This window comes from Paracidovorax avenae ATCC 19860, from assembly GCF_000176855.2.
Taxonomy (GTDB): Bacteria; Pseudomonadota; Gammaproteobacteria; order Burkholderiales; family Burkholderiaceae_C; genus Paracidovorax; species Paracidovorax avenae.
Genome location: NC_015138.1, coordinates 3,672,380 through 3,686,134 on the forward strand (window position 1 = coordinate 3,672,380; position 13,755 = coordinate 3,686,134).

14 protein-coding genes are annotated in these 13,755 nt (G+C 70.0%); 8 read left to right on the forward strand and 6 right to left on the reverse strand.

Annotated features, from left to right (window positions below; all coding sequences use genetic code 11):
- Position 1: 1 nt before the first annotated feature.
- From ACAV_RS15970 to ACAV_RS15990, 5 genes are all read left to right on the forward strand, one after another.
- Positions 2-589: a GbsR/MarR family transcriptional regulator gene (locus ACAV_RS15970; protein ID WP_013595613.1), complete on the forward strand. Its 588-nt coding sequence runs from the start codon at positions 2-4 to the stop codon at positions 587-589.
- A gap of 115 nt (positions 590-704) precedes the next feature.
- A complete protein-coding gene (locus ACAV_RS15975; RefSeq protein ID WP_013595614.1) occupies positions 705-1,148 on the forward strand; it encodes a thiol-disulfide oxidoreductase DCC family protein in 444 nt (147 codons plus the stop codon).
- Positions 1,149-1,159: 11 nt separating this feature from the next.
- Positions 1,160-2,062: an NAD-dependent epimerase/dehydratase family protein gene (locus tag ACAV_RS15980; RefSeq protein WP_013595615.1), complete on the forward strand. Its 903-nt coding sequence runs from the start codon at positions 1,160-1,162 to the stop codon at positions 2,060-2,062.
- Positions 2,059-2,460 carry a DoxX-like family protein gene (locus ACAV_RS15985; RefSeq protein ID WP_013595616.1) on the forward strand — a complete coding sequence of 134 codons (402 nt, stop codon included), beginning with the start codon at positions 2,059-2,061 and terminating at the stop codon, positions 2,458-2,460. The genes ACAV_RS15980 and ACAV_RS15985 overlap by 4 nt, the downstream gene beginning before the upstream one ends.
- Positions 2,457-2,927 carry a DUF2269 family protein gene (locus ACAV_RS15990; RefSeq protein ID WP_013595617.1) on the forward strand — a complete coding sequence of 157 codons (471 nt, stop codon included), beginning with the start codon at positions 2,457-2,459 and terminating at the stop codon, positions 2,925-2,927. Before ACAV_RS15985 ends, ACAV_RS15990 begins: the two co-directional genes overlap by 4 nt.
- A gap of 262 nt (positions 2,928-3,189) precedes the next feature.
- On the opposite strand, the gene ACAV_RS15995 is transcribed toward ACAV_RS15990, so the two are convergent.
- Positions 3,190-3,981, reverse strand: coding sequence for an aspartate/glutamate racemase family protein (locus tag ACAV_RS15995; RefSeq protein ID WP_013595618.1), 792 nt, complete (start codon positions 3,979-3,981; stop codon positions 3,190-3,192).
- Complete coding sequence (locus tag ACAV_RS16000) at positions 3,978-4,865, reverse strand: transporter substrate-binding domain-containing protein (RefSeq protein ID WP_013595619.1); 888 nt, start codon at positions 4,863-4,865, stop codon at positions 3,978-3,980. Before ACAV_RS16000 ends, ACAV_RS15995 begins: the two co-directional genes overlap by 4 nt.
- A gap of 334 nt (positions 4,866-5,199) precedes the next feature.
- Between ACAV_RS16000 and ACAV_RS16005 the strand changes: the two genes are divergently transcribed.
- Positions 5,200-6,468 (forward strand): D-amino acid dehydrogenase, encoded by a 1,269-nt coding sequence (locus ACAV_RS16005; protein WP_013595620.1) that lies wholly within the window; start codon positions 5,200-5,202, stop codon positions 6,466-6,468.
- A 5-nt stretch (positions 6,469-6,473) separates the two neighbouring features.
- Here the strand turns inward: ACAV_RS16005 and ACAV_RS16010 are convergent, their stop codons facing one another.
- Positions 6,474-7,415 (reverse strand): LysR substrate-binding domain-containing protein, encoded by a 942-nt coding sequence (locus ACAV_RS16010; protein ID WP_013595621.1) that lies wholly within the window; start codon positions 7,413-7,415, stop codon positions 6,474-6,476.
- A 223-nt stretch (positions 7,416-7,638) separates the two neighbouring features.
- Between ACAV_RS16010 and ACAV_RS16015 the strand changes: the two genes are divergently transcribed.
- Both ACAV_RS16015 and ACAV_RS16020 read left to right on the forward strand, forming a co-directional pair.
- Positions 7,639-8,277, forward strand: coding sequence for a hypothetical protein (locus ACAV_RS16015; protein ID WP_244875477.1), 639 nt, complete (start codon positions 7,639-7,641; stop codon positions 8,275-8,277).
- A 156-nt stretch (positions 8,278-8,433) separates the two neighbouring features.
- Entirely contained in the window at positions 8,434-9,129 is a 696-nt protein-coding gene (locus tag ACAV_RS16020) for a hypothetical protein (protein ID WP_013595623.1), read from the forward strand.
- 10 nt (positions 9,130-9,139) lie between these two features.
- Here ACAV_RS16020 and ACAV_RS16025 read toward each other — a convergent pair whose 3' ends face one another.
- The 3 genes from ACAV_RS16025 to polA all read right to left on the reverse strand — a co-directional run bounded on the left by ACAV_RS16025 (position 9,140) and on the right by polA (position 13,699).
- Positions 9,140-9,997, reverse strand: coding sequence for a hypothetical protein (locus tag ACAV_RS16025; protein WP_013595624.1), 858 nt, complete (start codon positions 9,995-9,997; stop codon positions 9,140-9,142).
- 111 nt (positions 9,998-10,108) lie between these two features.
- Complete coding sequence (locus tag ACAV_RS16030; protein ID WP_013595625.1) at positions 10,109-10,732, reverse strand: IPTL-CTERM sorting domain-containing protein; 624 nt, start codon at positions 10,730-10,732, stop codon at positions 10,109-10,111.
- A 183-nt stretch (positions 10,733-10,915) separates the two neighbouring features.
- Positions 10,916-13,699 (reverse strand): DNA polymerase I, encoded by a 2,784-nt coding sequence (gene polA / locus ACAV_RS16035; RefSeq protein WP_013595626.1) that lies wholly within the window; start codon positions 13,697-13,699, stop codon positions 10,916-10,918.
- Positions 13,700-13,755 lie beyond the last annotated feature (56 nt).

Consider the following 13,755-nt stretch of genomic DNA (forward strand, 5'->3'; position numbering starts at 1 on the left):
CATGCAACTGACCGACACCGCCCGCCGCTTCATCGTCCACTGGGGCGAAATGGGCACCGCCTGGGGCGTCAACCGCACCGTCGCCCAGATCCACGCCCTGCTCTTCTTCCACGGCCGGCCATTGCATGCGGAAGACATCTGCGAGACCCTCGGCGTCGCCCGGTCCAACGCGAGCAACAGCCTGAAGGAACTGCTCAACTGGCACCTGATCCGCGTCACCCACGTCCTGGGCGACCGGCGCGACTATTTCGAGACCTCCACCGACGTCTGGGAGCTGTTCCGCACCATCGTGCGCGAGCGCAAGGAGCGCGAGTTCGAGCCGACGGTGCGCATGCTGCGCGAACTGGCGAGCCGTCCCGAGATGGCAGCCGAAGCCCCCGATGCGCAGGACCGTGTGCGTGAAACCCTGCGCCTGATGGAATCGCTGGACCTCTGGACGGAAGAGATGCTCCGGCTCACGCCCTCCACCCTCGAGAAGGTGCTGCGCCTGGGTGCCAGCGTGCAGAAGTTCGTGCGCGGCGATGAAGCCGCGTCCCGCGGCAAGCGCTCCCCGGCAGGTCCACCGCCTCCGGGCACGCCCGCCACCTGAGTTCTGCCAGGCCATCGGCTCCCCTACCCTTTTGCGCCCCGCCATTTCACTTCGTACAGAAATTTAAAAAGCAGAGAAAACCCAACGGCAGCCAACCATCTTCAAGGAGCCCGCCATGACCACCGACCCGCAAGCCCTCTATCCCCTCACCCTCTACTTCGATTCCCGCTGCCAGCTCTGCAATGCGGAGATGACCAACCTGCGCCTGCGCGACCGGGCCGGGCTGCTGCGGTTCGCGGACGTGTGGGCAGCCGGCTTCGAAGGCCCGCCGGGTACCACGCACGAGCAATTGCTGACGCTGATCCATGCCCGCACCGCGGATGGCCGGGTGCTGCGCGGCGTGGAGGTGTTCCGCCGCGCCTACGAGGCCGTGGGCCTGGGCTGGGTCATGGCAGCCACGCGCCTGCCGGTGCTGGGCCCGCTCGCGGACCGGCTCTATCCGGTGCTGGCGCGCAACCGCTACCGCCTGCCGCGCTGGCTGGTCGGCGGCCTGTTCGAGCGCGCGAGCCGGCGCGCGGCCCTGCGGCGGTGCGCCCCCGGCGACCGCTGCGACCTCTGAGGAGATCCACCATGCAAGTCCTCATCACCGGCGCGACCGGGTTCATCGGCAGGCACGTCGCCGCCCGGCTGCGCGCGGACGGTCACACCGTCCACGAAGGCGTTTCCCCGCGCCACGGCCGGCGCGATGCCGGACAGGTGCCCATGGATTTCGCGCGCGATACCGATCCCGCCGCATGGCTGCCCCGACTCGCGGGCATCGACGCGGTGGTCAACGCCGTCGGCGTGCTGCGCGACAGCCCCGGCCGCCCTATCGATGCGCTGCACCGCGATACCCCGATCGCGCTGTTCCAGGCCTGCGCCCAGGCCGGCGTGCGGCGCGTGGTGCAGATCTCCGCGCTGGGCGTGGACCGCAGCGAGACGCGCTATGCCCGCACCAAGCGCGGCGCGGACACGTTCCTGCTGGGCCCGGTGCAGGGAGCGGCCCCGGCGCCTTCCGCCTGCGTGCTGCGGCCCAGCATCGTGTTCGGCCGCGGCGGCGCGAGCAGCGCACTCTTCATGAACCTGGCGCGGCTGCCCGTGGTGGTCCTGCCGCGTCCCGTGCTGCAGGCCCGCGTCCAGCCCGTGGCCGTGCACGACCTCGCCGATGCCGTGGCCGCGCTGCTGGGCCCGGTCCAGGACCGCCAGGGCATCATCGAATGCGCGGGCCCGGAGGCCGTGCCCATGGCCGGGCTGGTCGCCAGCCTGCGTGCCCAGTGCGGACACGGGCCGGCCCATGTGGCGGCGCTGCCGGACGCGCTCAGCCGGCTGAGCGCACGGCTCGGAGACCGCGTGCCGGCCTCGCCCTGGTGCAGCGAGAGCCTGGCGATGCTGGGCAGCGACAACACCGCCGATCCCGCGCCGCTGCGCAGCCTCCTGGGCCGCGAGGCCGTGCATTACCGGGACCTGGTCGCCCGCGCCTGGAGGCAGCCATGACGGGGCGCGCACCACCATCGTCCGCAGGACCTCGCGAACGGGGCTGGCTGCGCGCGAGCCTCGTGGCCGTCTGGCTGGGTACCGCGGTCGCCAGCGTGGCGGAGTTCCATGGCCAGAGTCGCGACCTGCTGGTGGCCGCCGGGATGCAGAACACCCTGCTCATGCAGGCCATCATTGCCGCCGGCATCGCCGCGGACCTGGCCGTCGGCGCATGGCTGTGGTGGCGGCCGGGCCGCCCCGCCTATGCCGCGGCCCTGCTGCTCATGGGCGCAATGACCGTGATCGCCACCCTCCTGCTGCCCGGGCTGTGGCTCGATCCACTGGGCCGGCTGCTCAAGAACATTCCGATCGCGGCCATCCTGCTCGTGCTCTGGCATACGGAAGAGAGACGTCCATGAATTCGTACCTGGTCCTCAAGTGGGTGCACATCCTCTCCAGCGTACTGCTGGTGGGCACGGGATTCGGCTCGGCCTTCTACCTGTTCCTCGCCAACCGCAGCGGCAGCGTGCAGGCCCAGGCCGTGGTGGCGCGGCTCGTGGTGCGCGCGGACACCTGGTTCACCACGCCGGCGGGAATCGTGCAGCCGGTCAGCGGCGTGGCACTGGCCCACATGGCCGGCTGGCCGCTGTCCACGCCGTGGATCGCCGCGTCCCTGGGTCTGTACGTGGTCGCGGGCCTGTGCTGGCTGCCCGTGCTGTGGCTGCAGTGGCGCATGGCCGCCATGGCGCGCGACGCGGCGGAGCGCGGCACCGCACTGCCGGAAGACTACCGCCGCCATGCACGCTGGTGGGAGGCGCTGGGCTACCCGGCCTTCATCGCCATGCTTGCGATCTACTACATGATGGTGGCCAAGCCGGCGCTCTAGGGCCTGTTAACGCTATGCAAGGGGATCGCGTTGCTTCGCGAAGGGGCTGGGTGCAAGGCGCCTGGGCGTAGCAAGGCCGGGGCCTTGCAAGCACGGGCAACGCTGCAAGCGGCCCCTTCGCGAAGCAACCCGAAGGGAAGCCCATCACAGCCCGCCCCCCGGCGTTGCGCTCCTTGTACGTGTGGACACACGCACGGCGTCGCGCGCCTTGATGGGCGGGCTGTGATGGGCTTCGCGACCCCTTGCATAGCTTTAACAGGCCCTAGGGTTGAAGTTCCCGGCCGCCGCGGGGCGGCTGCGGATAGGCTTCGCGGGCCAGTGCATCGGCCAGCACGCGGGCCGGGTCCAGCAGTGCCGCACCCGCGCCGGCCTCGTCCAGGGCCAGGGGGATTTCCGTGCAGCCCATCACGATCACTTCGGCGCCGCCGGCATCGCGCAGCGCCTGCGCCACTTCGCTGAAGCACTGGCGCGCCAGCGCCATGTCGCCAGCCTTCACGCCCTCGTAGATGCCCTGCATGAGCCGCTCGCGGCCGGCCTCGTCCGGCTCCAGGCAGTCGATGCCGGCCTGCTCCAGCGCCCGCCGGTACAGGCCGCTGCGATAGGTGCCCTGGGTGGCCAGCAGGCCCACGCGCCGGCGGCCCTGGGCGTGCAGCAGCGCCGCCACTTCGCGCGGCATGTGCAGCACGGAGAGCTGCGGGAACCGCTCCTGCAGCAGCCGATGCCAGGCGTGCGCGGTATTGCAGGCAATCGCCACCGCACGGGCGCCCAGCGCGGCCAGGCGGCCGGTGGCCTGCAACAGGGCATCGCCCGGCTGGTGGGCGCCGGGCCGGGGATCGTCCAGCGCCGCCGTGCGGTCCGGCACCGGCACCTGGGCCAGCCAGTGCTCGGGGTAGGCCTGGTCGCGCACGGCGATGCCCAGCGCCTGCATGCGCGCCGTGCAGGCCTCGACGAACAGGCGCGCGAAGTCCGCGCCGGCCGCCGGCCCCATGCCGCCCAGGATGCCGACGGTGCGCGGCGGTTCCACGCCCGCCGCCTGCCCTGCCGGCTGCGTCATACCGCGGGCTTGTCGCTCTGCGCCGTGAGGTTGTCGCGCAACTCCTTCGACATGGGCAGGCCCAGTGCCTGGCCCTTGGGCGGGATGGGCGAGAGGAACCACTTGTTGTAGAGCTTCTCGAATTCACCGGACTTCATCATGCCGCCGATCACGCCGTTGACCAGCGCCTGGAACTGCGGGTCGTCTTTGCGCAGCATGCAGGCATAGGGCTCGACCTGCAGCGCATCGCCGACCACATCCCATTCGGCGGGGTTGGTCGCGTTGGCCTTCAGCCCGAAGAGCAGGATGTCATCCATGGCGAAGGCCAGCGCGCGGCCCGTGTCCACCAGCAGCATGGAGTCGTTGTGGTCCTTGCCCAGCACGATGTCCATGTCGAGGTTGTTGTCCCGGTTGTACTTGCGGATCACCTGCGCGTTCGTGGTGCCGGTGGTGCTGGCCACGGTCTTCTTCGCGAGGTCTGCGTAGTTCCTGATGCCCCAGGATTTCTTCACCAGCAGCCGCGTGCCCGTGTAGAAGTAGTTGACGGCGAACTGCACGTCCTTGGCGCGGGCGGTGTTGTTGGTGGTGGAGCCGCACTCCAGGTCCACCGTGCCATTGGTCACCAGCGGAATGCGGTTCTGCGAGGTCACGGCCTGCAGCTCGACCTTGATGTCGGGCTTGTTCAGCTTCTTTTTCACCGCGTCCACCACCGCGTTGGAGATGTCCACCGAGAACCCGATGGGCGCCCCTGCGCCGGCCAGGTAGCTGAAGGGCACCGACGACTCGCGGTAGGCGAGCGTGATCTTGCCGCTGTCCGCGATCTTCTTCAGGGTGTCGGCCTGCGCGGCGGCGCCGGCCATCAGGCCGCAGGCCAGCAGCGCGGCGGAGCAGAGGGTGGTTTTCATGGAAGCTCCTTGTCGGATCGGATGATCGGGGTGGGAAAAGGCGGTACGCAGTCCGCGCCGCGCGGCGACTCGTGCGGTGAGCCTGCAGCCGGCACTGTAGGAACACGGTGGAGGATTGAACAATTCATTCCACGCCGCATGCCATGTCGAAAAGTTATGCCTGCATAGGGGTCAACCCCTACCAGTAGCAAGAGCCACGCCCGGCAGCGCCATGCACCACGCCCCGCTCCGGTGCATAACCTGGCGGCATGGACGGCGATCCGATCGGCATTGTCCAAGCCGCCTGCGCGCTTCTACAGTGCCCGCGGATGGAACGGAACGGATCGGAATCGATATGCATGCATGTGTGATGGGTGCCGGCATCGTGGGGCTGGCCACGGCCTATGCGCTGGAGCGGCAGGGGTGGCAGGTGACGGTGATCGACCAGGGCCCGGTGGGTGGCGGTGCCAGCGGCGGCAACGGCGCGCAGCTGAGCTACAGCTATGTGCAGCCGCTGGCGGACGCCTCGGTATGGGGGCAATTGCCCAAACTGCTCTTCTCGCCGGACTCCCCGCTCAAGCTGCGGCCGCAGTGGAGCATGCGCCAGTGGCGCTGGGGCGCGGCGTTCCTCGCGGCCTGCAACGACGCGACGTCCCGCCGCACCACCGGCACGCTGCTGGAGCTGGCTGCGCGCAGCCGGCAGGCCTTCGAGCTCATGCGCGAGCGCGAGGGGCTGGATTGCGATTTCAGCCGCACGGGCAAGCTCGTCGTGTACCGGTCGCGCGAGGCACTGGCCGGCGGTGAACGGCAGATGGCGCTGCAGCGCGCGTGGGGCTGCGAGCAGGAGTCGGTGTCCGCTGCCCGCTGCGTGGAGCTGGAACCCGCCCTGGCCCACGACGCGGACCACATCGCCGGCGCCATCCACACGCCCAGCGAATGCGCCGCCGACTGCCAGAAAGTCTGCGACGGCCTGCACACGCTGCTCGCCGCGCGCGGCGTGCGCTTCCTGCTGGGCTCTCAGGTGGCGGGATTCACGCGCGGCGCGGACGGCGCGGTCACCACAGTGCATGTGCGCTCCGGCGCATCGGGCGCGGAAACCCCGGTGGCCGCGGACCAGTTCGTGCTGGCCCTGGGCAGCGCGAGCGCGTCCTGGGCGGCCCGCCTGGGCATCCACGTGCCCGTCTATCCGCTCAAGGGCTACAGCATTACGGTGGACGCGCCCGAGACCGCGGGATGGGCACCCCGGGTGAACGTGACCGATGCGGCCCGCAAGGTGGTGTTCGCGCGGCTGGGCAACCGCCTGCGCGTAGCCGGCATGGCGGAACTCGTGGGCGACGACCGGAGCATTCCCGCGGACCGCATCGAGCGCCTGCGCGCCACCGTGGCCGCGGTGCTGGGCCACGACCCCGACACGGGCGCCGGCCTGCACCCCTGGACCGGCATGCGCCCCGCCACCCCCACCGGCCTGCCCGTCGTGGGCCGCAGGCCGGGTGGTCCGCGCAACCTGTGGCTGCACACCGGGCATGGGGCGCTGGGCTTCACCCTGTCCTTCGGCACGGCGGAGCAGCTCGCACACGCCATGGCAGGCGAACGCCAGGCCGCACAGGCCGCGCGAACCGCCTGAAGCGGTCAGGCGCCGGGCGCCGGGGCCGGCAGCCCTCCCGCGCCGCCCTGCAGCGTTTCGACGGCGGCATCCCGCATGCAGCGCACCATGGCCTCGGCCAGCAGGGACGCCGGGCGATGGGGCATGCGCAGCGCCTTGACCGGCACGGCGATGCGCGGCAACAGCTCCAGCACATTCACCCGCGCCGGGTCTGCGGACGCGGCGGTGCAGGCGTCCACCAGTGCCACCCCCAGCCCATGGTGCGCGAGCGCCAGGGCGGCATGGTAGGTCTGCACCGTGATGGCGGAAGCGAGCCCCACTTCCGCCTCCCTGCACGCGTGGTTCACCATGGTGCCCAGCGGATCGTTCAGCCCCAGCCGCACCACCGGCACGCCGGCCAGATCCGCCAGATGCACCGAGCCCCGCGCCACGAGCGCCGCATCGAGCAGGCCGCGCGGCGCGATGCACACCATGCTGCCCTCGGCCAGGGTCTCCTGCTCCAGCGAGGGATGCGACAGCGCCGAGAACACGAAGCCCACGTCGGCCTCCTGCAGCACCAGAGCGGAGACGATCTGCGGCGAATGCAGGGATTCGATCGTCACCTGCACGCCGGGATGCAGGGCATGGAAGGCGCGCAGGGCCCGCGGCATCACCTCGTGGCTCAGCGCCAGCACGCTGAGGATGTGCAACTCGCCCTCGCGCTGCCGCCCCCGCAGGCTGCCCGCCAGGCGCTGCACTTCGTCGAGCTGCGTGAACAGGCGCTCGATGTGCGGGAAAAGCGTCTGTGCCTCCCGCGTGGGAACCAGCCGCCCCTTGTGGCGGTGAAACAGCGCGAAGCCCAGCTGCAACTCTGCATGGGAGAGGATGCGGCTCACCGCCGGCTGCGTGACGTTGATGAGGCGCGCGGCGGCGCTCACGCTGCCCGTGAGCATGACGGCGTTGAAGACTTCGATATGGCGCAGGCGCATGGGTGGAGATAGGAACAGGCGGAGCGACCCGAAGGGCGATCGAGGCGCGCATATTGCATCAAAACGTATCCCGACGGCGCGGTTTGGCTGCAGCTTCGCGGCAATTGGAAACAAACCTGCGCGGCCCGTGCGCCCCAGCCGATAAAGTGGCGCGCCCGTCTCCTCGCCCGGATGCACCGGTCCCATGATGGCCTGCGAATCACCGCCCGCACTGCTCCATACCGTGCGCCCTGCCCTTCTGTGCTGCATCGCGCTGGCCTGTGGCCTGGCGCATGCGAAACCTCCGCGCCCCGGGGAAGCCGTCGCAGCCCCTGCCACGCCCCTCGCCGCGCGGGTCGCCATCCTGGACGCACGCTCCCCGGCAATTGTCCGCCTTGCCACGATGGACGCACCGGATCCGGCGGTCCCGCCCGGCGATGGTGCGCCCCTTCCGCAACTGCGCTTCCTGCGCCTGTCCCCGACCACGGCCACGGCCACGGCCACGGCCACGGGATCATCCACGGATTGCTGCGTGCAGCCGCTGGCCCCCGTCGATCCGCAGGACGCGTCCATCCTGCGCTATGAGGGGGAGTCTCCCCAGCCGGCCGCTGAACGCGAAGCCCGCTTCACGCATGCCCCGCGGGAGGGCTTCACAGGACTCGCGCTGGAGGGCCAGCCTGCCGTGACGCGGATGCCGGGCCGCCGGATCCTGCTGCGGTGGCCGGACCGCAAGGGATCGCTGCGCGTGGACCATTGCCTGTCGGCCGAGGGCCTGCACCTGAAGATCTCCGAAGGCACCGGCGCTGGCCGCTGGAAGCCCGCGGCCCACTACTACCTGCCCCTGGCCACCGATGTGCAACCTGACTGCCCGCAGGAGCGGTGAGCCGCAAGCCGGCCACCCGGCACGCGGACAACGGGCCTCGGCGGTATGCACATCTTTACCGGCGCGACCGGAACTCAGCCCATACTTCGCCCCTCAGCCTTCCGGTGGCGCGCGCTGCGCGCACTTGGCACCGCCCGGCTTTTTCCCCTTTCCCCGATGATGGCCACCGAACGACGACACCGATCCCCCTTCCGTACCGGCACACTCTTCTTCCTGGCTTTTTCCCTGGCGATCGCCTGCGGCGAGGCGCCCGCGAAGCCCAAGGTCTCCAGCAAGCCGCGGGCTGCCGCCAAGGCCCGCAAAGCCACCAAGCCCCGCGCCCCGGCGCCTGCAGCGGCCTCGCAGGGCGATCCCCTGTCCTCGCGCGTCGGCGTGGTGGACGCCAACACTCCCGGCGCCGTGCGGCTCGCGCTGGCATCGGACACCATGGCGGTGCCTTCCGCAGGCCTGCACTATCTGTCCCTGGCACCCGCCGCGAAAGCGCCCGAATGCTGCGTCCGGCCGCAGGCCGCCGTGCCGCCCCGGGATGTCGCCATCCTGCGCTTCGACGGCGACAATTCGCAACTGGCGGCCGAACACACGGCCCAGTTCACGCAGGCGCCGGGCGAACCCTTCATGGGGCTGGCGCTGCTGGGCAAGGCCACGGTCACCCGGGCTTCCGACCAGCGGCTGTTCCTGCAATGGCCGGACCGCAAGGTGTCGGTGCGCGTGGACCACTGTGTTTCCGGGGAGGCCATGCATGTGCGCGTGGCCGACAGCGCGGGCCCCGGCCAATGGCAGCCTGCGGCCTACTATTACCTGCCGCTCGCGGTGCCGGCCCCGCCGGACTGCCCGGTGGACGAGGCGCCCTGAAGCCGCGTATTCAGGCCTGCCCTTCGGAGGCGCCCCACTCCGTCAGCTGCCGGTTGAGCCACATGGACTCCTGCAGGGGCGTGGCCTTGCGCAGGGAGGCGCAGGCCGCCATGGACAAGGCCCGGCCCTGCCGTGCGTCCGCCACCCTGCGGCGCGGCGCGATGCATGCCAGGAAGGACTCCCGCGCCGCCGCCGGCAGGGACGGCGCGCTGGACAGGTAGGCTTCCGCCCCCTGGTAGCGGTCCCGCCGCTGCCAGGCCACCATGTAGGCCGAGCGGTTCGAGAGTTGCAAGGCGTGCCTGTCCGGCAGGTGCATCACGAGCGGAGCGATCGGCGCAAGCGCCGGCCACACGTCGTTGGCGTAGAACTCCGCCCCCCAGTAGGCCTGGCCAATCCGCACGAAATGCTCCAGGCTGGAAATGTTCACCAGCCCAGACTCCGCCATCGGCAGGATTTCGATCGAGGGCTTGCGCACGTCCACCGTGTCGTTGGAGACATCCACGTACAGGCTGCCGAACTGGAACGCATTCTGGAAGTAGCGCTCGCGCAGAGCGCCCCAGACGGAGCCCACGTAACCACCCTCGCCCATGAAGGCGCGGATGGCGTCCAGCCCGGGCAGCGCAGCGTCCGATGCCACCGCCGCACGCAGCTTCTTCTCGAACGCCTCCGAAATCTCCAGGCAGCAGCCGTAGGGATAGGGCTTGCGGTACGTGGGGATGCAACCTGGCAGTTCCTGGTCGATTTCACGGCGCACGGCATACAGGTAGTGCTCCACCTCGGCCAGCCGGCCCTGCAGGTGGCGCTCGGTCAGGCGTTGCTGCTCCTGGTCTGCAGGGCGGATTTCCTGGGGGATGAAACGACGGGACACACGCAACCGCTCCCGATGCGGAGCTGGAATATACAAAGACTTACATTCTAGCCCGGCGGGGCGACAGACAGCGTGCTGCCTGCGCACACCGCCCGGCGTCGCCGATCAAGGTCAGCGTCGGCGCGTGCGGGCCAGTCCGAAGAGGGCCAGCAGGCCGGACATCAAAATCACACCCCATTCGGACAACGTCGGAATGCTTGCCACAGTGCCACCACCGCCCACGGGGGTGGTACTGCCGGCAACGGTGATGCCCAGGGTCGCGCGACGGGAGGAGTCGAGCGGCGGCGTGGAGCCGTTGGTCTGCGTCACGGTACCGGTGCATGGCGCCTGGCCCGTGTTGATGAACAGGGCGCCCGGGCCGCTGACCAGGGTCTGCTTGAACGTGACCGTGGAGCCGGCGGGAATCACCGCATTGTTGAAGCTGAAGGTGACGGGCGTGCCGCCGGCAGTGTTCGCGGCGATGTTGGCGGTTGAGTTCACGGTGCCGACCAGCGTGCCGTCGAAGGCGTTCAACCGTGCCTCGAGCGTGACGGTATAGCTGCCGCCGGTATTCGTGCCGTAGTTGACGGTCACCGTATCGAGCGTGGTGCCACCGTAGTTCGGCAGATAGAAGGAACGGCTGATGTTGTCGCCGGTCGTGCTGGGACTCGATGGACAGCTGACGATCGTGGCAGCGCCGGCGAATGCCGGCGCGAGCAGGGCGGACAACGCCAGGGCGCGGAGAGTGTGTTGCATGGTGCCAGGACAGTGATGGGAGCAAACGGGGAGAAGCGTATCCCAGTGTAAAACGCTGCGCCCCCGCAGGCCACCCAGACAGAGGCCTCGTTCACCGCTTTCCATACCAGGCCCGGCCATTCACCGGGACCGTGGCACAGTCCTCCTTCCCCGGCGAAGTACCGCGGGCCTCTGCCGGCCCCGTCAGTGCGCCTTCTCCCAGTTCGGCCCCGTGCCCACCTCGGCCAGCAGCGGCACCTTGAGTTCAGCCACGCCCGCCATGAGCCGCGGGATCTCCGTGCGCAGCCAGCCAGCCTCCTCCTCCGGCAACTCGAAGACCAGTTCGTCGTGCACCTGCATGATCATCAGCACCTGCGGCTTGTCCGCATCCAGCACCGCCTGCACGGCCACCATCGCCTTCTTGATGAGGTCGGCCGCCGTGCCCTGCATGGGCGCGTTGATGGCGGCGCGCTCGGCTGCTCCGCGCCGCGGGCCGTTGGGCGAATTGATCTCGGGCAGGTAGAGCCGCCGGCCGAACACGGTCTCGACGTAGCCGCGCGCCTTGGCCGAGGCCTTGGTCTCGTCCATGTACTGCTTCACGCCGGGGTAGCGCTGGAAGTAGCGGTCGATGTAGGCCGCGGCGGCCTTGTTGTCGATGCCCAGGTTGCGTGCGAGGCCGAAGCTGCTCATGCCGTAGATCAGCCCGAAGTTGATCACCTTGGCATAGCGGCGCTGCTCGCTGCTCACCTGGTCCACCGCCACGCCGAACACCTCTGCCGCGGTGGCGCGGTGCACGTCCAGCCCCTCGGTGAAGGCGCGCAGCAGCGCGTCGTCGCCGCTCAGGTGGGCCATGATGCGCAGCTCGATCTGGCTGTAGTCGGCGCTGGCGATCACGCGGCCCGGCGGGGCCACGAAGGCCTCGCGCACGCGCCGGCCCTCGGACGTGCGGATGGGGATGTTCTGCAGGTTGGGCTCGTTGCTCGACAGGCGCCCCGTCACCGCCACGGCCTGCGCGTAGTGCGTGTGCACGCGGCCCGTGCGCGGATCGGCCAGTTGGCTCAGCTTGTCGGTGTAGGTGCCCTTGAGCTTGGAGAGGCTGCGGTGCTCCAGGATCTTGGCGGGCAGCGGGTAATCCTCGGCGAGCTTTTCCAGCACTTCTTCGTCGGTGCTGCGCGCGCCGGTCGCGGTCTTCTTCACCACCGGCAGGCCGAGCTTGTCGAAGAAGATCTCGCCAAGCTGCTTGGGGCTGCCGAGGTTGAAAGGCTGGCCGGCGATGTCGTAGGCTTCCTGCTCGAGCTTGAGGATGCGCTGCCCGAGGTCGTGGCTCTGCTGCTGCAGCGTGGCCGGGTCGATCAGCACGCCATTGCGCTCGATGCGGAACAGCACCTCGCTGCTCTCCATTTCGAGGGCGTAGATGGCGCGCAATTTCTCGTCGGCCTCGATCAGCGGCCAGAGCACGCGGTGCACATCCAGCGTCTGGTCGGAATCCTCGCACGAATAGGCGGCGGCCTGCTCGACCGGCACCTGGGCGAAGGGGATCTGCTTGGCGCCCTTGCCGCAGAGGTCCTCATAGCTGATGCCGGTGCGGCCCGTGTGGCGTTCCGCCAGGCTCGCGAGGTTGTGCGGCTTGTGCACCTCCAGCACGTAGCTCTGCAGCATGGTGTCGTGCACGTAGCCCCGCACGCCGATGTCGTGGTTGGCGAACACGTGGCGGTCGTACTTGACGTGCTGGCCGAGCTTCGCCCGCGAGCCGTCCTCCAGCCAGGGCTTGAGGCGCTCCAGCACCGCGTCCAGCGGCAACTGCTCGGGCGCGTCGGGGCCGGAATGCGCCAGCGGAATGTACGCGGCGGCTCCGGGCTCCACGCTGAAGCTCAGGCCCACGATCTCGGCGCGCAGTTCGTCGAGCGACGTGGTTTCGGTGTCGAGCGCGACCAGTTCCGCGCCCTGGATGCGCTCCAGCCAGCGGTCGAAATCCTCCCAGGTGAGCACGGTGTCGTAGGCCACCTCGCGCCCCTGCGCGGCCTCGGCCACGAAGGTGGTTTCGGGGCTCGCGAACAGGTCGCCGCTCGCGCCGGGCAGCGTGGCCGTGGCGTTCGCCGGCAGGTCGTCCTGCAGCGCGCGCGCCAGCCCCTTGAATCCGTAGGCCTGGTAGAAATCGCGCAGCGCCGCGTTGTCGGACGCTCCCATGGCCACCCCGGCCAGGTCGGGCAATCCATCCACGTGGCCCGCGAGGTCGCAGTCGGTGCGGATGGTGACCAGCTCCCGCCCCTTGGGCAGCCATTCCAGCGCACCGCGCAGGTTCTCGCCGGCCACACCCTTGATCTCGCCCGCCCGTGCCAGCAGCCCGTCGAGCGAGCCGTATTCGTTCAGCCACTTGGCGGCCGTCTTGGGGCCCACCTTGGGCACGCCGGGCACGTTGTCCACCGCGTCGCCCACCAGCGTCTGGTAATCGACCATGAGCGTGGGCGGAACACCGAACTCGGCCGTGACGCCCGCCACGTCGCGGCGCTTGCCGCTCATGGTGTCGATGATGGTGATGTGCTCGTCCACCAGCTGCGACAGGTCCTTGTCGCCGCTGGAGACGATGACCTCGATGCCCTGGCGCGCCGCGCAGGCCGCGAGGGTGCCGATCACGTCGTCGGCCTCCACGCCGGGCACGCAGACCACCGGCCAGCCCATCAGGCGCACGACCTGGTGGATGGGCTCGATCTGCGCGCGGAGGTCGTCGGGCATGGGCGCGCGGTGCGCCTTGTATTCGGGGTAGAGCGTGTCGCGGAAGGTCGGCCCGCTCGCATCGAAGACGCAGGCGGCATAGTCGGCGGGATAGTCCCTGCGCAGCGCCTGCAGCATGTTGATCATGCCGCGGATGGCCCCCGTGGCAGGGCTGGCCGGGTCGCCGGGCACGGCGCGCAGGTCCGGCATGGCGTGGAAGGCGCGGTAGAGGTAGCTGGAGCCGTCCACCAGCACCAGGGTCTTGGGTTTGCTCATGGTCCGGGATTGTGCCCGCGGGCGGGTGTGCGCGCCCGCGCGGGCCTACAATCCGC